Source organism: Trinickia sp., from assembly GCF_051953955.1.
Classification (GTDB): Bacteria; Pseudomonadota; Gammaproteobacteria; order Burkholderiales; family Burkholderiaceae; genus Trinickia.
Map to the genome: position 1 here is coordinate 1 of NZ_JBQCIF010000052.1, position 24,775 is coordinate 24,775.

Below are 24,775 nucleotides of genomic sequence, written 5' to 3' on the forward strand. Positions count from 1 at the left end.
CTTGCGCGGTAAGCTGGGTTGCAGTTCCTGCAAGAAGTCTATGGCTTCTTTGTTGTAAACCATGATTCGGGAACGGAACTGGCCGATAGCCTTTATCCGAGCGATGAGGTCGTCGCGATTGTAACGGGCGTCGAGCTTCCATTGCCCGTTTTGGTTTTTGCCGCCGATCACACCAGCGTCAAGTATTCCCGATCGATTTGTTCGATTCAGGAAGAAGGTGGCAAAGCCCAAGTCCAGCAAGTTCGCCTTCGAGCGATTCATCCATACGGAGCGCTGTTCTTGCCATGTCTCGATCGTGCAAGGGGTATCGCTGATCTTAGCGCATAGCGCGTCCGTACGTTTTGTAGCGCTATACCAGAACGCGTACACCGCTCTATCGAGGTCGTTGATGTGTATCGTGCTCACCGTGTAGCTCATCAACAACTCAAGCGCGAGGCCGGCACCGCCGCAAAACGGCTCGACGTAATGGGCATCGTACAAGCGGTTCTGAGCAATCAGTCGCTCTAGGTACGGGCGCAATCGCGCCTTGCCGCCGGGATAACGAAGAGGGGTGCAATTTGCCATTGGACTTCCGGCACATTCTGTTAGTTCGTATTCGCGTCTCGCGCGCGAGCAATCTCGGCCGCATGGATTCGCTTCCATAGAAGGTCCATGCCGCCCCCAAGATTAGCCCACGTCGAACGAAGATGCTGTGTACTGAGGTCGGTGGTCTTGCTATGTGCCGCCGAACTCAGTTCCTCGTAGCTTTGACGGAACTGATTGAAGTTCTCAGCGATGTCGCCCTTGTCGGAGGTGTCGGTCGCGTGCGTGTTCCCTAACAGATGCTTTGCCGCAGCATCAATGTTGGCGCTCCGGTTGGTTGGTTTGGTACCAATGACGTCTCGAACGTAAATCTCCGCCGTCAGTTCTTGCAGGCATCGCAACAATAGCGCGCAAGCATACGGCGCATCCTGAACGGAGACTTTTTGCTTCAACTCAACCACGATGTCCCGGCACTTGGGATTCGTGACGTTCATCAACTCATGTTTCGCCAACAGATACTTCGAGACTCGCTTCTTACGAACCGACGGCAGCGGAGTGACTGGAGAAGTGTTCGGGTCCGCTGAACCCGTCGGTGGAACGGCAGTTTGCGAACTTATTCCAGTTCCACTCGCTTTCGGCGGCTGTGACTTGTTAGGAAAAGGAGTCACGTTGCCGCCCGAAGAGGTCGACGGCTTCGATGTCTGTGAACTGGGCGCTGTCGGTGCCGCCTGCGGAGTCACCGCTGCTTCAACTTCGTCAATGTAAGGCCCCATTGTCTTTGCTTCGGCGAAGTCGCCACGCGACGTCACCCGCCCAGTCGCGACATCGTTCGCAACATGCGCCAGCGCTTTCATAGAACGCGTGGGGTTATCTCCGGGGCTGAATGTGCTTCTGGTTACACGACACCCAAACCGACGTTGAAACTCGTCCGACGTCACCACGCGTTCGAAACTCGTGATGTTGAAGGCGCTGCGGTCCAGTTCATTCATGACCGCGAGGCTGAGTTCGCGAGCGGAACGCAGGCTCTCAAGACATTGCCAAAGGCCGGTATTGTCGAACCGTGCGATCTGTAGCGCGGACCATGCGCTTCGACCAGCGCCGAGGTTCTCGCCTGTATGACGCAAGCGAATGAAGTGATCCGCCTGCTCGCGGCTGTCAAAGACAACGACATCCACCTCTGTCGGCCAGTGGTTAGCGTGATCCGCCTGTAGCCGCTTGAATCTAGTCCGCAGCGGTTGGGGTAGCCCTATGTCTTCCCGCTCGATCAACCCGGGCTGCGAGAGCAACCGAAGTGCTGCAAGACGCCGGTTTCCGTCGAGGACGGTAAACCGAGCCTCGGCCTCAGAATGCCCGACAGCCCCTGACTCCGACGGCACGACATAAAGTCGGTCGCCCGGATCAAGCATCCCCACTTCGCAGATGTCGCGAGCAAGCTCGTAGACCTTTTCACCGTCTCGCTCGACGGCCAGTAGGCTGCGCAGAGAATCCGTCTGATTCTCCTCGGGCTTCACCCGAGGATTAAGGACATCCAAGTCCAACTGTGCAACGCTGACGGTCCGTTTAATGGCCATCTCCCGCTTCCCCCGTTTGTTCGTTATGGCAGCGACGCACTCGGCGCAAGGCGTATTGTAATGGGTCAACAGCGGAAGCCGGATCGGATTGTTGGTAGCATGCCGGCGGGCGGTTGCGGCGCTTTGCCCCGGCCGTCGGTATGCTTTGAATCGCCTCAGCGGGCAAAGAACTCAGTCTCGGGCATAGAAACCCAGGCGGGATGCAGCGAATGTTCGAGGAGTTCGCCCACCGAGCAATCGTTTTCGCGCGGCACTGTAGCGCCCTCATGCGATGGCGCCTTAGCCCACGTGTCCAGCAGCTCGCTAGTCCAAAGAAACTTTTCCCACGCTTTCGGGAATCGGGTACGAGTATGAATAAGCATGTGCGCCCTCCGTCCTTGACACTGGATAGGCTTGCCATGGATGCGAATAGTCCTCGTTGTCCAGCTGAATGTCGCTGCTAACGCCAGTCACCGAACAGCGGTCGTCGTGACTGAGCCACCATTCGCGCGGTAGAACTGAATCAACTGCCAGCCGCGAATGCGCGCTGCTGAAGCCGTTGTACGGCCCTATGAGCGGCCATCGCCATTGCGGAAGGGGGAAGACCGTCTGGGGCCGATCGAAGGCAAGCGTAACGAACTTGAAGCGATGCGCGGCGGGCTCAATGTCACTGCGACATCCCGGTGACAGGTACTGCCAATCGCTGTCTCGGGAGGCACGTCGTCAGCGACATTCCGCTCGGGTGCATCGGTAAGCGAATTCAGGCTCGCATCCATGTCGCCACCTTCGTGCAACCGGTTTCAAAAATGAAGGTCAAAACACGCATTGATGGCATACCTGTTGTCAAAAACTATCTCGCATAGATCGACCGTTTGGTCGGTGCTCGCAGCAACATCGAAGCACCGACACCTTGCAGACACCTAACGGGCGGTCGTAGACGTATCGCCCGGCTCGTCGCGTTCCAGCGTTGAACCGCAGTGCCTACACTTCACAGCCTCAAGCCGTACCGGCTCGGCACAAAATGGACATTTCTTGTACTCGCCGAACTGCCCGGTCTCAGCCGCGATCTGTTGACCGCTCTTAGCGAGCAAGACCACCACCAGCGCGACGACGGGCACCAGGAGCGCAAGCGTCGCGGCAACGATGCCGTTCCCTTGAGTTACGACGGATGCCCCCATTACGACGACGGGTCCGAGGGCGATGATGACGAGGAAATACACCCATCCGCGCAGCCCCTTCTTCTGTGCGATGGCTGCCACGAGCAGAGCAAAGGCTCCGTAAAGGATGAAGCCTGTTAGTGGTTCCACGATGCGTCTCCTTGATCAGCGCGAACCGGCCATATTGACCAGGGCGTCGAATTCGTAAGCGGCATAGTCCGCATCACACCCCGGGTACGCGTAGCAACTGAACGACGCGTCGATCTGATACGAACCGTCAGGCATGGGCCGTTTCGTCGCGGTGCCGAGCATCCGCCCGTAGTTGGTCTCCGTGAACGTTTCGATGCGCGATTCGGTCACAAGGCGCAGCTTCATGCCCGTGGAAGTCTGAAGCGCGTCTCCAGCCGCTATCCACATCGATTCACACGATTTTGCGCTCGCACAGGTGATCGGGACGGCAGTGGAGGATCGGCTTTTCGGAGGCGATTGCACGCCGGCACAGGCCGCAAGGCTGGCAGCAAGCAACAGAGGGAAAAGGAGTTTGACCGAACTCATGATGTGGCTCCGTGGTTTGAGGTGTTGTTGTGGAAATGAAGCAGCACAGGCAGGTCTGGCATCAGTGACGTGATGTCACGGCGACAGCCCTTACTTGTTCTGCGCCGCGTTAGCGGCTGTCGAATTCGTTTTCGGGCACGACGACCCAAGGAGGATGTGGCGCATGTTCGAGCAAGTGGACGACGCAGCAATCTCGGCCAACAGTCGCGACGCCGCCATCAGGTGAAAGGCTCTTGGCCCATGTGTCGGGCAGCGCGCTGTTAGCGAGAAATGCGGCCCACGCTTTCGGAAAGCGGGCGCGAGTGTGAATCAGCGTGTGTGCGCGCTTCGAGACGGGGTACGCGGTCCACGGCCGCAAATAGTCCTCGTCGTGAAGGTCCACGTCGCCCACCGCGCCCGTCACCGAACACACGCCGTCGTAATGAAGCCAGCCGTTCTGTCGGTAGAAGCGGTTCAGTTGCCAGCCCCGGATGCGCGCGCCGCCGCTGAACCCGTTATACGGCCCTATGAGCGGCCAACGCCACTGAGGCAACCGGAAGACCGTCTGCGGTCTGTCAAAGGCAAGCGTGACGAACTGGAAGCGATGCACCACCGGCCCTATGTCATCGTCAGTTCCCCGCCGCCAATACGTGTCATGTGCTGTCTCGTGAGGTCCGCTGTCGGCAGTGCCCGGCTCGGGCATGCGCGTGAACGAAGTCAGGTTAGCTTCCATCTCGATGGGCTCGTGCAACCGGTTTCAAAATCCGCGCGTAAAGCGTGTCACGCCGTAGCCCGTATGACAGGCGGCCATTACCACCGCAGCCGTGTATCGCGCGTTGTCTTCTATCGAAAGATCGACCGAATCGCATTGCGGACCAATGTCCATACCGTGGCACGGACGGCAGTACGCACGGCCATCTCGCCCACCGACATACGCTGGTTTCTTGGCTGGGTCGGCGCAGGAATCGGTGCAGGTGCAGGCGTGAGCGGGGATGCATCGAGGCTACGGCTCAGGGCCGCCGGATCGCGCTCAAACTCTTGTAGCAGCCTCTCTCGCTCTTCTTGGACATATGCGATGAACTGCGCGCCCAGTCCGGCGATACCCGTCTCCGCCTCAATTTCCGCAGCTTTACGAGCAACTACCTCTTCGAATTTGGTCGCGTAGATAGCCGCAGCCGCTGCGCCACCTGTTGCAAAGATTTCCAGACAACCTCTCCAGTAGTCCCTAGCCATGCCATGGCTGGCCTCACGGTAGGTCTTCAGCACTCGTTGAAGCACTGGGTCAGCTTCCGCACGCCCCGTCAGCGTTAAGTTTTCACTCATTTTGTTCATTCGTGTCGATGGATTTGGACAAACTTTCGAACAACGCAACATTACCCCGCCAGCCGCGTTTTGCCCAATATTTTGTGAAGACACGCCGATGACGCCTGCTTAAGGTCGAGCGTCTTGCATCTTGGGGGCGGCGGCGTTGGAGCCGGAACAGGCGGTTGGCGAAGTGCTACGGACGTTGCGGCGGCGGAAAGGCTTGTCGCAGGAAGCGCTCGCGCATGCCGCCGACATGGAACGGAACTACATCTCGCTGATCGAATTGGGCCGACATAGTCCAAGCATTAGGATCGTGTGGAAGCTATGCGGGGCGCTTGGCTTAACTCCCTCCGCCTTCTTGGCCGCTGCGGAAGCCCGCCTTGAAGAGCATTCAGAACGAACTCGGGCCGGTGATTAGACGAGGCACTCAGCAATGCCGCCGCGATCGACGCTGGGTCCGCGCGGTTTCCGCCAGCCAATGGAGCCCTGTCCCCCAAGGCGGGTTATGAACGGTGCGGTCGCTTTCTTTGACGGATGCCCGGTGTGCCGGCACGTCGCTGACTAGTTGGCGCGCTTGGCTCAGGAGCAATACTCGGCCGGCTGCGGGACATCTCATGGCCGGTGCGCCAATGAATTTCTTCAATGACTGCTGTGGCGAGATACCAAGCGTACCTCTCCTTGTACTCGCGAGCGATTGCGTCGTCGACCGACTTGTCATCTAACGAAGCTCCCTCTTGCCTGTCCCGAGCGAGGACGGCCTGCTCGGCATCCCCCAATGCCATGACATGCGCCCAGTGCTCGATTTCCGCGATTTCGGTATGCCGACGAGGCGGATCATCCAAGCGCTCGATCAACCATCCGCGATACAAACGCGACTCGCCGGTCCGGCTTGGCAACGCCGCCCGGAAGCTTTGCACGCCCACCCCTAAAGCTCGCGCGGCGGATGCAAGACTTTCCCATTCTTGCACGTTGCCAATATCGGCAGGATCAGTAAATCGAACCCGGACGTAGTTTCGCATCGCTATCCCCCTTGCTACGCAGCTTGCTGGTTGTGTTGACCATGGAACTGCTCAATCAATGGATCAAGTATCTGAAGTCGATTAAGGTGCGTAACGCGAAACCAATCCGAAGCCGAAGAGTGTGCTACAGCGAAGAACAGAAATCGGCGCTGATCAAGCTCAGTTTGAACACGACGGGTCCGGAGGTGCCATAGGATAGCTTTCGCGGAATTACGCTCCTCCTCGCTGGGTAGCATGAGGTGCTCCACGTATTCTCCGTCCCGTTTATACACCGCCGCCCGCCATACACGGCAAAGCCAGCTTATCTCGGATGCGCGACGAAAACAGTGGAGCGCCCGGTTTTCGGTGAGATGGTCAACTTGCTCCTCTCCGCGTAGATTAACTACGGCCGATGGGCTCTCGCTCGCTTTATCCACGAGAACGGCGTCAGGGGACGACCGACTTGCTCGACGAATGTTGGCTATTGCGGTTTCGCACGCAGGCATTTCAAAGATGGACGGCAGACCTGCGCGGTGGTGGATGTTAATAAATCCGGCGTTATCCAGTTCGTGGAACGCCCTCTTCATTGCAGTCCTGCCCAAGTTGATTGCCGGAAAGATTAAACGTCCCTCATCGCTGCGTTTGCCTGTTGATAAATCGACCCACGAGCCGTATCGCTTCCAATTTGGGTCACGCACCAATGCAGTGGATCGCAACGCGTACACAGACCATAGAGCGCAGGCGAACTCCGGGTCTGTTAGATGGCTGCCTTTGTCAATCAAGCGCTCATACTCTCTCGCAACCGGCAAGGCGACCATGTCACCGTAGACCACGTCGTTCCGCTTTTCCATCGCCGCAGCGAGAAACTCCTTGGAAGGCCGATAGATGTTTGCGCGTCCACCAGAGCGCCCCTCGCTTTCGCAATGGAACCACCCCTGCTCCACGATGATCGCGTTAACGCGCTGAGTCGTCCGAGCAGATGCCCCGTTGGGCGGGGCATTCAGTTTCCCACCATTGCTCGGTCGCCCCTTTGCAAACCGATATGCGCCCGTCGAGAAGCTTGCCTTGCCGTACCCGACGGTAAAGCGCAAGAGATAGAGCAATTGGCGGACAACATTCGGCTTCCAGTGAGGAGCAATATCGCGAGCCACATAGTCGTAGGCGTTGCGGATGGCGACAACGCCGAGGTGATCTGGGTTTTCCCGATTGAACGTCTCGCCCTCGATGTAATCGGCGAGCGTCTCAATTCTATATGAGTTACTCATGGTGCGAATTTTCGTTGTCATTTTCGCCCGAATTCGTCATACTGACCGGGCTTGAATAGATATTTGCCCGATAGGATCGTCAGTCCAACTCGGGCATTTTTTTCCTGCGACAAGCTCAAGCAGGACGCATTCATCCTATCGTCCGACCGGTAATGTGCGCAAGAAAATCCCGCAACTTTCAGTTGAAACCAGTTTCAAAATCTCATCCGCATTCAAATCTCTTTGAATTTCGGAGCGCAGCGGAGCCGTCCGGGTTTCCCTTTTAAAGGAAAGAAACCGTGTGAGCGGCGAAAGCTGCGAAGCACGAGCATGTGTCTTTCTATTCGGAATGCGTAGTTCTATAAAGCATGTGCTTTTCTTAGGGTCGCGCGGGACGCAACTTTCGCTGGAACACGGTCACTTCTGACGTAGGTTATACCGTTTGGACGGTCGCGCCGGACGTAACTTGCAGCCGGTCGCATCTGACGTAACTTGTTGGTCGCCCGTGGACGAACACAATGTAAGGACCGCGTGCAACCGCCAGCGGCGAACAGGCTGCGCGTCCCTTCGCGAACTGGGGCGGGCGCTGCCTTGTTCAGCCGCGCAGCGCGGTGCTCTCGGTTTGTCCGTCATGACGTTCCCGCCGCAAGGGGAGCAGTCGTTCTACGGCAGGGAAGCGAATCTTGGCAAGCTCGGCAGCCTTGCGGCTAAGGGCATAGCCCTTGCCATAGCCCTCGCTCGCAGACTCTTCTCCGTCCGACCAACCGCCAAGCGCCTGGGCTATGTCGCGAGGAATATCGACAGCGCGGGCTGCGTCTCGAAAGCGGTGGCGGAAGGAATGGAAAGTGAGCCGACTGTCCGTCACGCCCTGCTTGTCGCTGAATCGGGCAAACCATTTCGAAAAGTTGTCGGAGTAGTAGCCGTTGGCGCTCTTCGTCAACTTCGGGAACAAGCGATCGTGACCTGCATTCCGAGTAGCTTCGACGTACTCCATGAATCCGAGGCGTTGAAGAACGGCATGAACGGGAATGATGCGTTCTGCGTTGGAGGTCTTAAGATGCTTCTCCTCGCCAGCAGCACTTTCCTCCCTGATGTGCAGATACGGAATGCCATCGTCATTGCCAACGTCGAACACCTCAAGCTGGCACAGTTCATTTAGCCGTGCCCCGTGGTACAGGGCGAACAGCGGCACCCAGTAGCGGCCCTGCTCTCGCTCCGAAATACGGCGCCAAGGCTCACGAAAGAGATCGGCAGAAAACAGCCTCATGAGATCGGCATCGCTGAACGGTTGCCGGCTCTCCTCGTTGGAGCGCTTCTTTTGCAGTGCCTGCAAGCCGGCCGCAGGCGTTCTGTCGATTAGATGCTCACGGACAGCCCAAGCGAAGAAGCTCGAAAAATTCGACAGCAGGACATCGGCCGTCTTCGCAGTAATTGGCGGCATGGCGTCTTTCTTGGCGTAGTCCGCCGCTTCGATCAACGTCATCTTGGAGAATCGCTTCGTCGCATTCGGCGGCAGGTGTTCCAGTATCTTCTGCACCTTCCGAGCGTGCTCGCGAGTCACCGCGGCAAGCGGGGCGTCACCGCCGACGATCTCACGCAACAACGCAAAGCCCGGCTTATAACCATTGATGTTCTTCTTGCTGAGCTTTGCGCGGTGCGGATCGTTTTCGAATCGTTCGATGGCCTCATCGATCGTAATGCTGTTCCCAGCAGCAACCGCCCCCGAGACAGCGGCGGCAGGCGCACCCGAGCCGTTTGCAGACCGATAGAGCGGGTCCGCAATCACGTCATAGAGCTGCCCCTCGGCGAAGAACCGGCGAGCCACTTGCAAGCATTCCACCTCGCCCCGGATCATGTACCTCGCCAACGTCTCGACACTGCTTCCCGATGGCTCGGAGTACCCTGCGGATAGAAGCAACTTGCGAGCGGCGTACAGATACTCGCCGAATGTCGTCTCGTCGGGCGGCGTCAAGCGTGCAAGCTCGGGGTCAATGTTGCAGAGCACATCCGCGACAGTCACTCCTGCCGGCATTGGCTTCCAGAGCGATTCCACAGCATTGCGCCAACGCGGCTCGAACCATGTGCGAGCAATCTGCTCCAGCACGCCACGCCCAACGTCTTCGACGGGCGGCGTAACGGCATCCGCAACGTTAGTCACGGCAGCAAACTGTTTGTGGATTTCGACGAGTGCGGCGGGTAGCTTTGCACGAGCTTCATTCAGGTTCTTCGTTCGAAGGCTGATCTTGATTTCGTGCTTTTGGAGAAGTCCGACGAGCAAGGTCGGAACGCGCATCCGCGCATAGTAGGTGCCGTTTCGGGACACCAACCCCGGTTTGTTTTTCAAGTCTTCCGAGTCCTCTGTGTACCACTCTTCGTGGACCACAGGGCTCAAGACGCTTGTTTTATCGGGATTTTCCAAGCTGCTTAGGAACTTGGGGAATTCTGGCGGAAAGGGTGGGATTCGAACCCACGGTACGGTATAACCGTACACCGGATTTCGAGTCCGGCGCATTCGACCACTCTGCCACCTTTCCGACTTCTCGAACCGAGTCTCCCCGGCCCATCCGCCAAGCTGGTCGTCGTTTGGCGAAGCGAAGATTATAGGATAGTCATCGCGACATTCCAAGCCCTTTTTTGCAAAAAAGTGGGGATGCCGCGTTGCCGCCCGTCCGCTCCGCCCGGCTCCGCTCAGCTTGCCGACGTCGGCTCGAGTCGCTCCTGACCGCCCAGATACGGCCGCAGCGCCGCCGGCACCGTCACCGAACCATCGGCGTTCTGGAAGTTTTCGAGCACGGCCACGAGCGTGCGCCCCACCGCCAGACCCGAGCCGTTCAGCGTATGCAGGAGCTCGGGCTTGCCCTGCGCATTGCGATAGCGCGCTTGCATGCGCCGCGCCTGAAACGCTTCCGTGTTCGAGCAACTCGAAATCTCGCGGTACGTGTTCTGCGCCGGCAACCACACTTCGAGGTCGTACGTCTTTGCCGCCGAGAAACCCATATCGCCCGTGCACAGCGTGATCACGCGGTACGGCAACTCGAGCTTCTGCAGGATCGCCTCGGCATGCCCGACCATCTGCTCGAGCGCGTCGTAGGATGTCTCCGGCGCCACGATCTGCACCATCTCGACCTTGTCGAACTGGTGCTGGCGAATCATCCCGCGCGTATCGCGGCCGTACGACCCGGCCTCCGATCGAAAGCACGGCGAATGCGCCGTCAGCTTGAGCGGCAACGCAGCACCATCGACGATGCTGTCGCGCACCGTGTTCGTCAGCGAAATCTCGGACGTCGAAATCAAGTATTGCGTCACCACGTTCTCACCGCCGCCCTTCTCGACTCGGAACATGTCGTCGGCGAACTTCGGCAGTTGGCCCGTGCCGTAGAGAATCTCGGGGTTGACGATGTACGGCGAATAAATCTCGGTATAGCCGTGCTGCTGCGTATGCGTGTCGAGCATGAACTGCGCGAGCGCACGATGCAGCCGCGCCATCGGCCCGCGCAGCATCGTGAAACGCGCCCCCGACAGCTTCGCGCCCGTCTCGAAATCGAGCCCGAGCGGCGTGCCGACATCGACGTGATCCTTCACGGCGAAGTCGAACTGGCGCGGCGCACCCCAACGGCGCACTTCGACGTTGCCCGTTTCGTCCTCGCCCGCCGGCACGCTCTCGTGCGGCAAGTTGGGCATCTCGAGCATGAGCTTCGACACACGCGCCTGCACGTCTTCGAGTTGAGCGGCCGACGCCTTCATTTCGTCGCCGAGCCCGCTCACTTCGGCCATCAGCGCCGTCGTGTCTTCGCCCTTGCCCTTCATCGCGCCGATCTGCTTCGACAAGCTGTTGCGCCGCGATTGCAATTCTTCGGTGCGGGTCTGGATGGCGCGGCGTTCGGCTTCGAGGGCCGAAAACGCCGCGACGTCGAGCGTATAGCCGCGAGCGGCGAGACGCTTCGCGACGCCGTCGAGATCTTTGCGCAGCAACTGGATGTCGAGCATAGCTAGGTACGGTTCATGTCGAGGAGTGAAGCGGCGATTTTAACGCACCGGCCAACGGCGCCGCGCGGCCGCGCCAACAATAGGCCCACAATACGCCCAACCCGCCCGAAAAGCCGGCGATGCCGGCCCGCTTACTCGCCGCTCTTCGTCTTGTTCTCGCGCCGCCAAGCCGCGTCGAGATCGGCCAGCCGAGCAAGCTTCTCGCCGATCTTGCCCTCCAATCCGCGCGGCGTCGGCTGATACCAATGAGGCTCGCGCATGCCCTCCGGCAAATACGTTTCGCCCGCCGCGTAGGCATCGGGCTCGTCGTGCGCGTATCGATACTCGTGGCCGTAGCCGAGCTCCTTCATGAGCTTCGTCGGCGCGTTGCGCAAATGCACCGGCACACCGCGCGAGCGGTCTTTGCCGACGAAACGCCGCGCTTCGTTATAAGCCGTGTAACCCGCATTCGACTTCGGCGCCACCGCTAAATAGATCAACGCCTGGGCCAACGCCAATTCGCCCTCGGGCGTACCGAGTCGCTCGTAGGTCTCGGCCGCGTCGAGCGCGATGCGCGGTGCACGCGGATCGGCCAGGCCGATATCCTCCCACGCCATGCGCACGATCCGGCGCGCGAGATAGCGCGGGTCCGCTCCGCCGTCGAGCATGCGGCAGAACCAATAGAGCGCGCCGTCGGGATTGCTGCCCCGCACCGATTTGTGCAGCGCGCTGATTTGATCGTAGAAGGCGTCGCCGCCTTTGTCGAAGCGGCGCAGGTTTTCCGTCAGCGCGCCGGCGATCAACGCATCGTCGATGCTTTCGGCCTTTTGCGCTTTCGCCGCCCGTACGACGATCTCGACGTTGTTCAAGAGCTTGCGCCCATCGCCATCGGCCGACGCGATCAGCGATTCCTTCGCATCGTCGGTCATCTCGACGCTGCCGAGCGTCGCCAGCGCGCGATCGAGCAGTTCGCGCTGATCGTCGTCGTCGAGGCTTTTCAGGACGTACACGGCCGCGCGCGACAGCAAGGCGCTGTTCACTTCGAACGAAGGATTTTCCGTCGTCGCACCGATGAAGACGAACAAGCCCGATTCGACGTGCGGCAAGAACGCATCCTGCTGGCTCTTGTTGAACCGATGCACTTCGTCGACGAACACCAGCGTGCGCCGCCCATGCGCGCGATGCGCCTGCGCGACCTCGACCGCTTCGCGAATGTCCTTCACGCCCGAGAGCACCGCCGACAATGCGATGAACTCGGCATCGAACGCGTTCGCCATGAGCCGCGCGAGCGTCGTCTTGCCGACGCCGGGCGGCCCCCAAAGAATCATGGAATGCGGCTCGCCCGATTCGAAGGCCACGCGCAGCGGCTTCATCGGCCCGAGCAAATGCTTTTGGCCGATGACGTCGTCGATCGTGCTGGGCCGCAACCGCTCGGCGAGCGGCATGCCGGCACGGGTCTCTTCAAACATGGCGTGATCCGTATCGTGACTGCGCGCCGGGCGGCAAGCACCGGCGCACGAGCGCAAAGTTAGTGTCCTGTCCCGATGCCGGGGCGCCTCATTCGTCGATCATCCGTTGATCACGTCGGCGCCCTTGGGCACCGAGAACTTGAACGAACCGGACGGCAAACGCGGGTTCTTTTGGATGTTCGAGAACGTGAGCAGCGTCACGTTGCCGAACACGTCATGCAGTTCCATCGCTTCGAGATTGCCGTCGCGAAAGCCGATGCCCACGCTTTGGAACTGCGTGTCACGCGCTTTCGGCGTGAGCTCGAGCCAATCGATGCCGCCCTTCACGCCCGCATCGCGCAGCGTGAAGTTCTTGTCGAGATCGTTGCTGCCGAACAGGATCGCAGCCGGGCTCGCACCGAGTGCGCCACCGAGCTTGCGGATCGTGACTTGATTCAGGTCTTTGTCATAGACGTACAGGTTCTCGCCGTCGGCCTGCAGCACTTGCACGTAAGGCTTCTCATAGGTCCAGATGAATTTTCCCGGGCGCGCGAACACGAACGTGCCGCTCGAGGTACCGCCCATCGTCGGCACCACCGAGCCGCTCGCAGGCATGTTCTTCGGCGGCGCCTTGACCTCGCGCTGCACGAAATCGCCCCGCGCCGACTGCACCTGCGCGACGAACGCCTTCAACTGCTCGGTGCCGCTCGCGAACGCGGCCGGTGCCGAAACGAGGAACGCGGCACCGAGCATCGCCGCACCCCAGCCGCGCACGAACGTGCGCCATGCGGTGCCGGCGCGGCTCGCGCGCTTCGGCAGCGCGCGAAGGGACGGCGCACGAGCGCCGAGTCGGAACGAGTACTGCTTCGAATTCAAGATGACTCTCCGTGATGAATCGGGAAACACCGGAAACGCGCGACGAAGAACGCAATCGAGCGGCATCGCAGCGGTCAATCGCGCCGCTGTCAATCGCCCTCGCGCGACGGGACGAGAATCTCGCGATTGCCGTTGGACGACATCGCCGAGACGAGCCCCGATTGCTCCATTTGCTCGAGCAGCCGTGCCGCACGGTTGTAGCCGATGCGCAAATGACGCTGCACGAGCGAAATCGAAGCGCGCCGATTCTTGACGACGACCTCGACGGCTTGATCATAGAGCGGGTCCGATTCGCCGCTCGCCTGTCCGCCGCTGGCCGCCGAGCCTTCGTCGCCCTCGCCTGCCAGGCCGCCCTCGAGCAAGCCCTCGACGTAGTTCGGCTCGCCTTGCTCCTTGAGCTTTTCTACTACGCGGTGCACTTCGTCGTCCGAAACGAATGCGCCGTGCACGCGCACGGGCAGCCCCGAACCGGGCGGCAGGTAGAGCATGTCGCCCATGCCGAGCAGCGATTCGGCGCCTTGCTGGTCGAGAATCGTGCGCGAATCGATCTTCGAGGAAACCTGGAACGCGATCCGCGTCGGCACGTTCGCCTTGATGAGCCCCGTGATGACGTCGACCGACGGCCGCTGCGTCGCGAGAATCAAGTGGATGCCGGCTGCGCGCGCCTTCTGGGCGATCCGCGCGATCAGTTCCTCCACCTTCTTGCCGACGACCATCATCAAGTCGGCCAACTCGTCGATCACGACGACGACGTGCGGCAAGCGCGTGAGCGGCTCCGGCGCGTCGGGCGTCAAGCTGAACGGATTGGGCAGTTTCTCTTCGCGCTTGGCCGCGTCGTCGATCTTGTTGTTGTAGCCCGCCAAGTTGCGCACGCCGAGCTTGCTCATGAGCTTGTAGCGGCGCTCCATTTCGGCCACGGCCCAATTGAGCGCATGTCCCGCTTGGCGCATGTCGGTGACGACGGGGCACAGCAGATGAGGAATCCCCTCGTAGACGCTCATTTCGAGCATCTTCGGATCGATGAGGATCATGCGGACCTCTTCGGCGCTCGCCTTGTACAGCAGCGAGAGGATCATCGCGTTGATCCCCACCGATTTGCCCGAGCCCGTCGTGCCGGCCACGAGCAAGTGCGGCATCTTCGCCAAATCGGCGCAGACCGGATTGCCGGCGATGTCCTTGCCGAGGCCCATCGTCAGCTTCGAGGGACCATCCGCATAGACTTCCGAGCCGAGGATTTCCGAGAGCCGCACCGTCTGCCGGCGCTGGTTCGGGAGCTCGAGCGCCATGTAGTTCTTGCCCGGGATCGTTTCGACGACGCGGATCGACACGAGCGAGAGCGAACGCGCGAGATCCTTGGCGAGATTGACGATCTGGCTGCCTTTCACGCCCGTGGCCGGCTCGATCTCGTAGCGCGTGACGACCGGCCCCGGATACGCGGCAACGACGCTGACGTCGACACCGAAATCCTTGAGCTTCTTCTCGATCAGGCGGGAGGTGAATTCGAGCGTATCGGCCGACACCGTTTCTTGCGTGGCCGGTGCCGGATCGAGCAGCGCGATCGGCGGCAGCGTCGAATCGCCAGGCAGATCGGCGAACAGCGGCACCTGCTTTTCTTTTTCGACGCGCTCGGATTTCGGCGGCGCCGTCACGGGCGGCACGATCGTCACGGGCTCGTGATCTTCCAACCGCACGCGGCTTTGCTCGACCTTGCCTTCCCGCTTGACGGCCGCTTGCTCGCCGAGCTTGCGGTCGCGCCCCGCCTCGCGCCGCAGCTTGGCGAACGTGACGGCGGAGATGATCGAATCGCCGACTCGCTCGGCCACCGACAACCAAGAGAAGCGGAAATAGAGCGACAGACCGATCGCCAGCGCGAGCAGCAGTGCGAGCGTGCCGCCCGTGAAGCCGAGCGCGTGCGAGACGCCGCGCGCCACGGCGTCGCCCACGATGCCGCCCGGCGCGCGCGGCAGCGGCACGCGCAGCGACCACATCCGCAGCGCTTCAATGCCGTCGCTGGCGAGCAGAACGAGCACGAACGCGAAGGCATCGGCGATCCAAGCGCCGTCGCGCGGGGCGTCTTCCTCGATCGCACCGTGGCTGCTCAAGCGGCGATAGTTCGCGGCGATGCGGCGCCCGAGCAGCACCACCCACCAATAAGTGGAGAGCCCGAACAGCAACAGCAGGATGTCGGACGTCCAGGCGCCGACCCGGCCGGCCCAATTGGCGATGCGCTCGACCTGGGCGGCGTGCGTCCAGCTCGGGTCGTGGCGGCTGTAGCTGACGAGCGCCATCACGAGGAACACGCAGAGCGCGACCTGCAAGATCCAGCGGATTTCGGTGAAAAGGCGCGACATGCGATGCGGCAACGCTTGCGCAGGCGCCGAATAGGGAGCTTTGGCCATGAATCCGTAGCAGCATGGCGGGGACGACCCGCCAGGAGTTCGATGCGGGCTATTGTAAACGTTGCGTCGCGCCGCAGGCTGTAAATGACCGTAACCGCGCATGAACGACTCCGAGCCCTCGAGCCCCCAGCCCTCCGAGCCCGCGGATGCTCGACCCTGAGCGCCGAATGCTATCGCCGCGATTGACGATGCCGTCAGCGGCGCGCCGGGCGGCCCTTTATAATTACGTCCGTATGCCCAACTTACGTGCAGTGGCAGCGCGCTTGCGGCGTCAAGCCGCCGCGCGGCACGCCCACCGGGCAGCTCCCTGCGGCACCTTTCTTACGGAACGAACAACCATGTCCACGCGCAAACACGCCAAAGTGCTCATTCTCGGTTCCGGCCCTGCCGGCTACACGGCCGCCGTCTACGCCGCGCGCGCGAACCTCTCGCCGGTGCTCGTCACCGGGCTTGCCCAAGGCGGCCAACTGATGACGACGACCGACGTCGAGAACTGGCCCGCCGATGCGAACGGCGTCCAGGGGCCCGAGCTCATGCAGCGGTTCCTCGAGCACGCCGAGCGCTTCAACACCGAAATCGTGTTCGACCACATCCATACGGCCAAGCTTCACGAGAAGCCGATTCGCCTGATCGGCGATTCGGGCGAGTACACCTGCGATTCGCTGATCATCGCCACGGGCGCCTCGGCCCAGTACCTGGGCCTGCCGTCGGAAGAAGCGTTCTCGGGCCGCGGCGTGTCCGCTTGCGCCACCTGCGACGGGTTCTTCTACAAGCAGCAGCACGTCGCCGTCGTCGGCGGCGGCAATACGGCCGTCGAAGAGGCGCTCTATCTGGCCGGCATCGCGAACAAGGTCACCGTGATCCACCGCCGCGACAAGTTCCGCGCCGAGCCGATCCTCATCGACCGCCTGCTCGAAAAAGAGAAGGAAGGCGTCGTCGAAATCAAGTGGAACCATGTCCTCGACGAAGTGACGGGCGACGATTCGGGCGTGACGGGCGTGCGCATCAAGCACACGCAATCGGGCCAAACGTCCGACATCGCGCTGCAGGGCGTTTTCATCGCGATCGGGCACAAGCCGAACACCGATATCTTCGAAGGCCAGCTGGAAATGAAGAACGGCTACATCATCACGAACGGCGGGCTGAACGGCAATGCCACCGGCACGAGCGTGCCGGGCGTGTTCGCGGCCGGCGACGTGCAGGATCACGTGTATCGCCAAGCCATCACGAGCGCGGGCACGGGCTGCATGGCCGCCCTCGATGCGCAGCGCTACCTCGAAAGCGTGCACGAGCTCCATCAAGACCACGTGATGAGCGCCGAAGCCGATCGGTAAAATAGCGTTCGTCGGCACGGCTCGGCGCTCGCGCCGAGTCCCTTCGCATTCGAACGAGGGCCGTCGGCGCCAAGCCTGCGGCCTTTTTTGCGCCGGCCACGCGTGGGCGAGAGCGTGCGTTGCGTCCGCCCACACGCAGGCACACGCAGGCACACGCACAGGCTCACGCAACCGTTATCAGTCGTCGTCGGTATCCGTCATGTCGAAGAATCGTCCCCGTCCGAGCGAGACCCAGCGCCCCGTGGCCGGTGCGCGCGCGTCCGGCCTTGCCGATCTGGCCAAGCTGCGCGATGCATTGAAGGAAGACGCGGCCCAGCGCGAACGCGAGCGCATTGCGGCGGCCAAGGCCGCGCAGGAAGCCGCAGCCGATGCCGATCTGTTCCGGCGCGAAGTCGGCCAGGTCGCGCCGATCGCCGCCGCCGCGCGTGCCGCTCATGGCCGCACGCCTCCGGAGGCGGTGCCGCTGCAGACGCGGCGCGACGAGCAGGCCGTCCTCAGCGAGGCGATCTCCGACGAGTTCGATCCGGAAGTCCTGCTCGATACCGACGAGTCGCTGTTCTATTGCCGCCCCGGCATCAGCCACGAAGTCGTGCGCAAGCTGCGCCGCGGGCATTGGATCGTGCAAGCGCAGCTCGATCTGCACGGCATGCGGCGCGACGAAGCGCGCGAGGCGCTCGCCGACTTCATTCGCGAGACGGTCAAGCGCGGGCTGCGCTGCGTGCGTGTGATCCACGGGAAAGGACTCGGCTCGATCGGCAAGGAGCCCGTTCTGAAAGGCAAGGTGCGCGCGTGGCTCGTGCAAAAGGCAGAGGTGATCGCGTTTTGCCAAGCCCGCCCGCACGACGGCGGCGCCGGCGCGGTGCTCGTCCTGCTGCAGCCGGGCCCTGCCCGGCCAAGTGCCGCGCGCGCAGACCGGGGGTTCGGTGCATCCTAGGCTGACGCTCGCACTCGCGATCATCGAGGGCCTCGCGATCCTCGCCTACGCGTTCTCCGGTTTCATCGAGGCGCGCAAGCATCGGCTCGATGCCGTCGGCACGTTCCTCGTCGCGCTGGCGACGGCATTCGGCGGCGGCACCGTGCGCGACGTGCTGCTCGAGCGGCGCCCCTTCTACTGGGTCGAGCACGAAACCTACGTGCTCGTCATTTTCGTGCTCTCGCTGTTCTCGCCGTTCGTGCTGCGCATGGCCTCGCGCGTGTTCAACGAGCGCGCGCTGCTCGTGGCCGATGCGATCGGGCTCGGCCTGTTCAGCATCTCGGGCACCTCGATCGCGCTCGATACGGGGATGCCGGCATTCATCGCCGTGATGATGGGCGTCGTGACGGGCGTATTCGGCGGTGTGATTCGCGACGTCGTCTGCAACGAGATGCCGTTGCTGCTGCGCGACTCGCGCCCCTATGCGACATGCGCCTTCGTCGGCTGCTGGGTCTATCTGCTGCTCGACCATCTGCAAGTCGATTCGGTCTATAGCCTCATTTCGGCAAGCGCGTTCGTCCTCATCGCAAGGCTCGTGACGTTCAAGCTCAACGTGCGTCTGCCGCATTGACGGGGTGCGGGCGGCACGGCGATGCACGCGCCCATCCCCGCGCTAATCGGCGGTCACGTCGACCGCCACCTGAACGGTATGTTCTCCGCCGCCGAGGATGATGCCGCGCAGCAGCGACACATCGCTGTAGTCGCGGCCATTCGCCAGCGTCACATGATCGAGATCCGCCAGCACATCGTTCGTCGGATCGAGATCGACCCAACCGACGCCCGGGCAAAACACCGATGCCCACGCATGCGAAGCATCCGCTCCGACGAGGCGCGGCGTGCCCTCCGGCGGCACGGTTCGCAGATATCCGCTGACATAGCGAGCAGCGAGGCCGAGCGAGCGCAAGCAACCGATCATCACCTGCGCGAAATCCTGGCATACGCCCTGACGCAGACGGAATGAGCGCAGCGCCGGAGTATCGAAGGCCGTCGTCTGCGGCTGATAAGCGAAATCGGCGTGGATTCGATGCATGAGGTCGATCGCGCCCGCGACGAGCGGCGTACCGGGCGGAAAGCTCGCCAGTGCGTAGTCGTGCAACTCCGGTGCCAGCGCAATGTTCGGCGAAGCGAAGACGAACTCGCTCTCGGGTATGTAAGCCCCGCCGGCGCGAAAGCGCAGCGCGGCGGCGAGCTCCTCCCAAGCTGGCGTCGCGGACGCAACGAGGCTGCCCCACCGCGGCGTCAACACGACGGTGCTCTCGCTCGTCACCGATAAATGATCGTGCGGCGCATCGAACGAAAAATACCGGACCTCGTTGCCGAAGGCATCGATGTGCGACGTCTCGTACGACGGTGCGGGATCGATGCGCAGGCGATGCGAGACCACGCGCTGCCAGGGACACTCGAGCGGGCGGATCGTCGCGAGATGCTGAGCCGTCTCGACGGGCGTCGAATAGCGATAGGTCGTCTCGTGCGTGATCGACAGCCGGACATCGGCGCTCATGTCGACACCCTCGATGCAAGCGCGTTGTCCGCGTGAATGAAATAGCGCGCGCTGATCTCGCTCGATGCGCCGGCGACGTGCGAAGCCAGCTCGGCACAGAGTTCGGAGAGCGTGGCATAGCGGCCCGCCGCGTCCGTCGCGCACAGGCGCTCGAGCGTAGGCAGCGACGCAACGGGCGGCATCGCCTCGCCGAACGGCCGGCGCGAAGCGCCGCCAGCCGCCGCGGCGATCTCGTCGAGCTTTTTCGCGAGACGCTCGTAGACGCCGTAGAGCCCGCGCGGATTGGTCGGATCGACGACGACGAGATCGAGCAGCGCCGGCACTTCGAGCCGCCCCGGATAGAGCGACCGGTAGGTCAGCGTGCTGTCGAACAACTGCAGCAGCAAATCGAAGCCGGCCGGCGTCGCGAGCACGCCCGCATCGGCCACGACGTGTAGGAACGTCGTCATCCCGATCACGCGCTCGATGTGACGGCCCGCAAACAGCAGCCGCCACGCTTCGTCGCGCACCATGCGGTCGCCCTGCGCGCCGCTGATCGCCGACAGTTGCATGGCGAGCGTCTCGAGTGCGCGCATCAGCGCGACGCGGTCGTACGATTCGTAGCGCGCACCGCGTCCGGCCTCATCACCGCCGAGTTCGGGTCCGCCGACGGACGGCGCAAGCGACAGCGCATGCAGCGCATCGCGGAAATCATTGCGCGCCGCGAGGATCGTGCGCCAATGATCGTTCGAGAGCCGCGCGCGGATTTCACCGCAGGCGCGCACTTGGCTCGCGATGACCTGGCCCACGCTCGCCGTGCCCGAATGCTCGTGCAAGCCGGCCGCGAGCGCGCGTTCGAACGCATGGCGCGTGCGGGGCACGACGGAATCGGCAGCCGGAATCAGCTCGAAGCGCGCGGCGAGCTCGACGAGCGCAGTAAGCATGTCCTCCGACTCGTGATTGTCGAGCGAGCCGAGAATCAGGCGAGCGAGCCGCACGCTGTTCTCCGCGCGCTCGCAATAGCGGCCCGCCCAAAAGAGGTTCTCCGCGGCACGGCTCGACACCGTGCGGCGGCGATGAGCGAAATCGCCGGGCTTCATCGGCGAAGGCAGCAGCGAAAACGTCGAACCGGGCCGGCTCGAGAGCACCCACGTATCGACGCTGCTGCCGCCCGATTGCATCGATACGTTCGTTTGCCGTTCGCCGGCCATACGGGTGAACGCACCCGGCAAGACGTGCCAGCCGCCCGCACCACCGGCGATCGCGTAGACACGCAGCGCGCAGGGCCGATGCGTCAGCGCGCCATCCTCGTAGCGCGGCGTGCACGAGTGCGGCAGCGAAGCTTGGATCGTGAACGCGTCGGGTACCGCCTCGATGCGCGCGCGCCAATCGGCGAGCTGCTGCGGGCCGGCCGCGAGGCCGGGCGGCATGTCGGACGACAGCGGATGCGGCAGCCCGGTCCAGGTCGGCACGAGCCATCCTTGCGCGAGCCGCGCGAACGCGTCCTCTCGCACGGCCGTCTCGCCGCACCACCAACTGGCGACGCTCGGCAATGCGAGCGTTTCGCCGAACAGCGCCTCGGCGATCGCGGGCAGGAACCCGTGCAGCGCGGCCGATTCGACGACACCGGCGCCGGGCGCGTTCGAGACGACGACATTGCCGGCGCGCATGACTTGCAGCAGGCCCGGCACGCCGATCGTGGAATCGGCCCGCAATTCGACCGGGTCGCAAAAGCTGTCGTCGAGCCGGCGCAGCAAGCCATGCACGCGTTCGAGGCCCGCCAGCGTCTTCAGATAGAGCTTGTCGCCGCGCACCGTCAGGTCGGTCCCTTCGACGAGCGTGAGGCCGAGATAGCGCGACAGGAACACGTGCTCGAAGTAGGTCTCGCTGAAGGGGCCCGGGCTCAGCAAGGCGATGTGCGGCGAGCCGCCGCGCGCTCGGCGCTCGTCGTCGGTCATCGTCGTGCGTGCCGCTTGAGCGAGCGTGGCGATCAATTGCGAGTAGGACGGCGCAAGCCGCCGCACGCCGAGCGAGCGAAACGGCTCGGAGAACAGCCCGGCGACGATGAGCCGATTTTCGAGCGCATAGCCGAGGCCCGACGGGGCCTGCGTGCGATGCCCCATCACGGTCCATTCGCCGCTCGGCCCGCGCGCGAGGTCGACGGCCACGATCTGCAGGTAGCGGCCGCCCGGGGGCAGGCAGCCTTTCATCGCCCGCAGGTAGCCGGGGTGACCGAAGACGAGCGCCGGCGGCAAAAGCCCCCGCGCGAGGACCGTCTGCGGCCCGTAGATGTCGGCGACGAGCGCTTCGAGCAACCGCGCGCGCTGCGCGACGCCGCGCTCGATGACGGCCCATTCGTCCTCGTCGACGATGAATGGCAGCGGATCGAGCGCCCAAGGCCGCGCCTCGCCGTTGTCGGCATAGGCGTTGTAGGTGATGTCGTTGTCGCGGACTTGGCGGGCGACGGCCGCCGCGGCCTGCTCGAGCCCGGCTACGCCGTCTTCGCCGAGCAGGCCGAAAAAGCGCCGCCAGGGTGCGCGCGGCGCACCCGAGGCGTCGCGCAGCTCATCCCAGTGGCCCGCGGGCGGCGGAACGTCGCACAGGCGCGTGAGAGAGTCGGCGACATCGGCCGCGACATCGAACGGCAAGGTCGATTGGACAGGCAAATTGCTCTCTAGCTTCGGTCAGTCGTCCAGCCCGGCACGCCGCAGATCGAGCGTAAACGGCAACTCGAGGCTGCGCTCGCGCGGCTTCACGGGCATCGGTCCGGGCGTATGGCCGATCGTGAAGAAACGCGCGCGCCGCCGACTCTGCGCTTCATAGGCGTTGACGGGAAACGTCTGATAATTTCGTCCACCCGGATGGGCGACATGATACTGGCATCCGCCGAGAGAGCGCTCGGCCCAGCCATCGACGAGATCGAACGTGAGCGGCGCATGCACGCCGATCGTCGGATGCAGCGAGGCGGCAGGCTGCCAGGCGCGAAAGCGCACGCCGGCCACGTACTCGCTCGCGCGCCCCGTCGGCTGCAGCGGCAGCGGCACGCCGCCCACCGTCACGACGTGCCGCGCCGCATTGAGGCCCAACGCCCGCACCTCGATGCGCTCCAACGAAGAATCGACGAAGCGCGCCGTACCGCCCGGCGCTCCCTCCTCGCCCATTACGTGCCACGGCTCGAGTGCATGCCGCAGCGTCAACGTCACTCCACCCGCGTCGAACTCGCCGACGAGCGGAAAGCGAAACTCGAAGTGCGGCGCGAACCAGGCGCGGTCGAAGCCGTAGCCGGCCGCGCGAAGATCGGCGAGCACGTCGTCGAAATCCATCTGCACGAAGGTGCCGAGCATGAAGCGATCGTGCAGCTCGGTGCCCCAGCGCGTCAGGCGCGCGGTGTACGGGGTGCGCCAGAAGCGCGCCACGAGCGCGCGCAGCAGCAGTTGCTGCGCGAGGCTCATGCGTGCATGCGGCGGCATCTCGAACCCGCGCAGCTCGAGCAGTCCCAGGCGGCCGGCGGGCCCATCGGGGGAGTAGAGCTTGTCGACGCAAAACTCCGCGCGATGCGTGTTGCCGGTGACGTCGATGAGAATGTTGCGCAACGTGCGGTCGATGAGCCAAGGCGGCACGGCCGCACCGCCGTCACCGAGCGTAGCCAATGCATCCAACTGGCGCTGCAGCTCGCGAAACGCGATTTCGAGTTCGTAGACTTGGTCGTTGCGGGCTTCGTCGACACGCGGCGCCTGGCTCGTCGGGCCGATGAACAAGCCTGAAAACAGGTACGACAGCGACGGATGGTTATGCCAATAGCCGATGAGGCTTGCCAGCAGATCGGGGCGGCGCAGGAACGGGCTATCGGCGGGCGTCGCCGCGCCGAGCACCATGTGATTGCCGCCGCCCGTGCCGGTATGGCGCCCGTCGAGCATGAACTTCTCGGGCCCGAGATACGATTCGCGCGCGGCGCCATACAGATGCTGGGTGTGATCGACGAGTTCGCTCCACGTCGAAGCCGGATGAATGTTGACTTCGACGACGCCGGGATCGGGCGTGACCTGCAGCAGCTTCAAGCGAGCATCGCGCGGCGGCGGATAGCCTTCGATCACGATCTTGACGGCGAGCGCCGCCGCCGTGGCTTCAACGGCGGCCAGAAGATCGAGATAATCGTCGAGCACGGCGAGCGGCGGCATGAACACGTACAGCGCACCACCCTTGCGGCCGGAAGCCGTGGCGGCGGCCTCGGCCTGAGGCCCGGCCGCACGCGCGGGATCGCGCGCTTCCACGCAGAGCGCCGTGCGCCGCACCGATGCGGCGGATTCGCCTCGCGCAGGCATGCGTTCATCGAACGCCGCAGCGCGTTTGCCGGACCCGCCGCCGCGCATCTCGCCGCCCGCACCTGCGCCTGAACCTGCGCCTGCACCGCCGCCCGCACCGCCGCCGCCCTCGCTGGCCGCATTGCCGTGCGCATACTGCGCACGCAACTGCGCGGCACCGCGCAAGGCCACCGGCGGGGCGAACGGATCGTGCTCGTGCAGCCACGGGTACTCGGCTGCGCTGACCCAAGGCAGCGAATCGAGCGGCAAGCGATATCCCATCGGCGAATCGCCGGGGATCAAATACATGCGCTCGTCGCGAAAGAGCCAAGGACCCGTGACCCACCGGGGGCCGGCCAGCGCAGCGGCCGTCTCCCGTTCGCGCGCGAGCGGCAGCGCATAGCCCGTCACGGCCGAGAGCCCCGCATCGAAGACACGCCGCAGGCGCAGCCTTTCGAGCTCGTCCTCGAGGCGCGAGTCGAACGGATCGACGTTGACGGGCAAGCGCCGTTCGCGCCAGAGGTAATACCAGACATCTTCGTAGCCCGGCTGGACATGGCCCGCATCGAGTTCGAGCTTCTCGGCGAGACGGCGAATGAAGCGCTGCGCATCGTCGGCCGTGTAGTCCATCGGCTCGCGCTCATCGGCGAACAGCGCCGGGTCGTGCCAGCACGGCTCGCCGTCTTCG

At 63.1% G+C, this 24,775-nt stretch carries 20 protein-coding genes and 1 tRNA gene; 4 read left to right on the forward strand and 17 right to left on the reverse strand.

The genetic code is table 11. From position 1 onward, the window contains the following. From ACTHNZ_RS09940 to ACTHNZ_RS09965, 6 genes are all read right to left on the reverse strand, one after another. Positions 1-564, reverse strand: a 564-nt coding sequence (locus ACTHNZ_RS09940) for a DNA adenine methylase (RefSeq protein WP_440542335.1), incomplete at its 3' end; no start/stop codon positions are given. Positions 565-584: 20 nt separating this feature from the next. After that, positions 585-2,093 (reverse strand): hypothetical protein, encoded by a 1,509-nt coding sequence (locus ACTHNZ_RS09945; protein ID WP_440542336.1) that lies wholly within the window; start codon positions 2,091-2,093, stop codon positions 585-587. 899 nt (positions 2,094-2,992) lie between these two features. After that, the gene (locus ACTHNZ_RS09950; protein WP_440542337.1) at positions 2,993-3,379 is read right to left on the reverse strand and encodes a zinc ribbon domain-containing protein; all 387 of its coding nucleotides are present in this window, start codon (positions 3,377-3,379) and stop codon (positions 2,993-2,995) included. 15 nt (positions 3,380-3,394) lie between these two features. Beyond that, the gene (locus ACTHNZ_RS09955; protein ID WP_440542338.1) at positions 3,395-3,604 is read right to left on the reverse strand and encodes a hypothetical protein; all 210 of its coding nucleotides are present in this window, start codon (positions 3,602-3,604) and stop codon (positions 3,395-3,397) included. Between the two features lie 289 nt (positions 3,605-3,893). Beyond that, a complete protein-coding gene (locus ACTHNZ_RS09960) occupies positions 3,894-4,514 on the reverse strand; it encodes a hypothetical protein (RefSeq protein ID WP_440542339.1) in 621 nt (206 codons plus the stop codon). A 92-nt stretch (positions 4,515-4,606) separates the two neighbouring features. Further along, on the reverse strand, positions 4,607-5,095 hold the full coding sequence (locus ACTHNZ_RS09965; protein ID WP_440542340.1) for a hypothetical protein: 489 nt from the start codon (positions 5,093-5,095) through the stop codon (positions 4,607-4,609). 163 nt (positions 5,096-5,258) lie between these two features. Between ACTHNZ_RS09965 and ACTHNZ_RS09970 the strand changes: the two genes are divergently transcribed. Further along, positions 5,259-5,486: a helix-turn-helix domain-containing protein gene (locus tag ACTHNZ_RS09970; RefSeq protein ID WP_440542353.1), complete on the forward strand. Its 228-nt coding sequence runs from the start codon at positions 5,259-5,261 to the stop codon at positions 5,484-5,486. 85 nt (positions 5,487-5,571) lie between these two features. Here ACTHNZ_RS09970 and ACTHNZ_RS09975 read toward each other — a convergent pair whose 3' ends face one another. The 8 genes from ACTHNZ_RS09975 to ACTHNZ_RS10010 all read right to left on the reverse strand — a co-directional run bounded on the left by ACTHNZ_RS09975 (position 5,572) and on the right by ACTHNZ_RS10010 (position 15,999). After that, a complete protein-coding gene (locus tag ACTHNZ_RS09975) occupies positions 5,572-6,087 on the reverse strand; it encodes a hypothetical protein (RefSeq protein ID WP_440542341.1) in 516 nt (171 codons plus the stop codon). Positions 6,088-6,101: 14 nt separating this feature from the next. Further along, a complete protein-coding gene (locus tag ACTHNZ_RS09980; RefSeq protein ID WP_440542342.1) occupies positions 6,102-7,352 on the reverse strand; it encodes a hypothetical protein in 1,251 nt (416 codons plus the stop codon). Positions 7,353-7,905: 553 nt separating this feature from the next. Further along, positions 7,906-9,654 carry a DUF6538 domain-containing protein gene (locus tag ACTHNZ_RS09985; RefSeq protein WP_440542343.1) on the reverse strand — a complete coding sequence of 583 codons (1,749 nt, stop codon included), beginning with the start codon at positions 9,652-9,654 and terminating at the stop codon, positions 7,906-7,908. A gap of 99 nt (positions 9,655-9,753) precedes the next feature. After that, a tRNA-Ser gene (locus ACTHNZ_RS09990) sits at positions 9,754-9,844 on the reverse strand. A gap of 154 nt (positions 9,845-9,998) precedes the next feature. Further along, entirely contained in the window at positions 9,999-11,297 is a 1,299-nt protein-coding gene (gene serS, locus ACTHNZ_RS09995; RefSeq protein WP_440542344.1) for a serine--tRNA ligase, read from the reverse strand. 131 nt (positions 11,298-11,428) lie between these two features. After that, positions 11,429-12,745 (reverse strand): replication-associated recombination protein A, encoded by a 1,317-nt coding sequence (locus ACTHNZ_RS10000; RefSeq protein WP_440542345.1) that lies wholly within the window; start codon positions 12,743-12,745, stop codon positions 11,429-11,431. Positions 12,746-12,844: 99 nt separating this feature from the next. Beyond that, a complete protein-coding gene (gene lolA, locus ACTHNZ_RS10005) occupies positions 12,845-13,498 on the reverse strand; it encodes an outer membrane lipoprotein chaperone LolA (protein ID WP_440542354.1) in 654 nt (217 codons plus the stop codon). A gap of 191 nt (positions 13,499-13,689) precedes the next feature. Then, entirely contained in the window at positions 13,690-15,999 is a 2,310-nt protein-coding gene (locus tag ACTHNZ_RS10010) for a DNA translocase FtsK (protein WP_440542346.1), read from the reverse strand. Between the two features lie 338 nt (positions 16,000-16,337). Between ACTHNZ_RS10010 and trxB the strand changes: the two genes are divergently transcribed. The 3 genes from trxB to ACTHNZ_RS10025 all read left to right on the forward strand — a co-directional run bounded on the left by trxB (position 16,338) and on the right by ACTHNZ_RS10025 (position 18,877). Then, positions 16,338-17,333 carry a thioredoxin-disulfide reductase gene (gene trxB / locus ACTHNZ_RS10015; RefSeq protein WP_440542347.1) on the forward strand — a complete coding sequence of 332 codons (996 nt, stop codon included), beginning with the start codon at positions 16,338-16,340 and terminating at the stop codon, positions 17,331-17,333. 199 nt (positions 17,334-17,532) lie between these two features. Continuing rightward, the gene (locus ACTHNZ_RS10020; protein ID WP_440542348.1) at positions 17,533-18,267 is read left to right on the forward strand and encodes a Smr/MutS family protein; all 735 of its coding nucleotides are present in this window, start codon (positions 17,533-17,535) and stop codon (positions 18,265-18,267) included. Beyond that, positions 18,257-18,877, forward strand: a complete 621-nt coding sequence (locus tag ACTHNZ_RS10025) for a trimeric intracellular cation channel family protein (protein ID WP_440542349.1) — start codon at positions 18,257-18,259, stop codon at positions 18,875-18,877. Before ACTHNZ_RS10020 ends, ACTHNZ_RS10025 begins: the two co-directional genes overlap by 11 nt. Before the next feature lie 42 nt (positions 18,878-18,919). On the opposite strand, the gene ACTHNZ_RS10030 is transcribed toward ACTHNZ_RS10025, so the two are convergent. The 3 genes from ACTHNZ_RS10030 to ACTHNZ_RS10040 all read right to left on the reverse strand — a co-directional run. Next, on the reverse strand, positions 18,920-19,807 hold the full coding sequence (locus tag ACTHNZ_RS10030; RefSeq protein ID WP_440542350.1) for a transglutaminase family protein: 888 nt from the start codon (positions 19,805-19,807) through the stop codon (positions 18,920-18,922). Continuing rightward, positions 19,804-22,452: a circularly permuted type 2 ATP-grasp protein gene (locus tag ACTHNZ_RS10035; RefSeq protein ID WP_440542351.1), complete on the reverse strand. Its 2,649-nt coding sequence runs from the start codon at positions 22,450-22,452 to the stop codon at positions 19,804-19,806. Before ACTHNZ_RS10035 ends, ACTHNZ_RS10030 begins: the two co-directional genes overlap by 4 nt. 18 nt (positions 22,453-22,470) lie before the next feature. Beyond that, positions 22,471-24,775: transglutaminase family protein (locus ACTHNZ_RS10040; protein ID WP_440542352.1), on the reverse strand; the 2,305-nt coding region annotated here is incomplete at its 5' end.

Excerpts from the sequence above, each read along its gene's own strand:
- ACTHNZ_RS09945 (WP_440542336.1), bottom strand. The coding sequence starts at position 2,093 with ATGGCCATTAAACGGACCGTCAGCGTTGCACAGTTGGACTTGGATGTC.
- ACTHNZ_RS09955 (WP_440542338.1), bottom strand. The coding sequence starts at position 3,604 with ATGAAGCTGCGCCTTGTGACCGAATCGCGCATCGAAACGTTCACGGAG.
- ACTHNZ_RS09965 (WP_440542340.1), bottom strand. The coding sequence starts at position 5,095 with ATGAACAAAATGAGTGAAAACTTAACGCTGACGGGGCGTGCGGAAGCT.
- ACTHNZ_RS09975 (WP_440542341.1), bottom strand. The coding sequence starts at position 6,087 with ATGCGAAACTACGTCCGGGTTCGATTTACTGATCCTGCCGATATTGGC.
- ACTHNZ_RS09980 (WP_440542342.1), bottom strand. The coding sequence starts at position 7,352 with ATGACAACGAAAATTCGCACCATGAGTAACTCATATAGAATTGAGACG.
- serS (WP_440542344.1), bottom strand. The coding sequence starts at position 11,297 with ATGCTCGACATCCAGTTGCTGCGCAAAGATCTCGACGGCGTCGCGAAG.
- ACTHNZ_RS10000 (WP_440542345.1), bottom strand. The coding sequence starts at position 12,745 with ATGTTTGAAGAGACCCGTGCCGGCATGCCGCTCGCCGAGCGGTTGCGG.
- ACTHNZ_RS10010 (WP_440542346.1), bottom strand. The coding sequence starts at position 15,999 with ATGGCCAAAGCTCCCTATTCGGCGCCTGCGCAAGCGTTGCCGCATCGC.
- trxB (WP_440542347.1), top strand. The coding sequence starts at position 16,338 with ATGTCCACGCGCAAACACGCCAAAGTGCTCATTCTCGGTTCCGGCCCT.
- ACTHNZ_RS10020 (WP_440542348.1), top strand. The coding sequence starts at position 17,533 with ATGTCGAAGAATCGTCCCCGTCCGAGCGAGACCCAGCGCCCCGTGGCC.
- ACTHNZ_RS10030 (WP_440542350.1), bottom strand. The coding sequence starts at position 19,807 with ATGAGCGCCGATGTCCGGCTGTCGATCACGCACGAGACGACCTATCGC.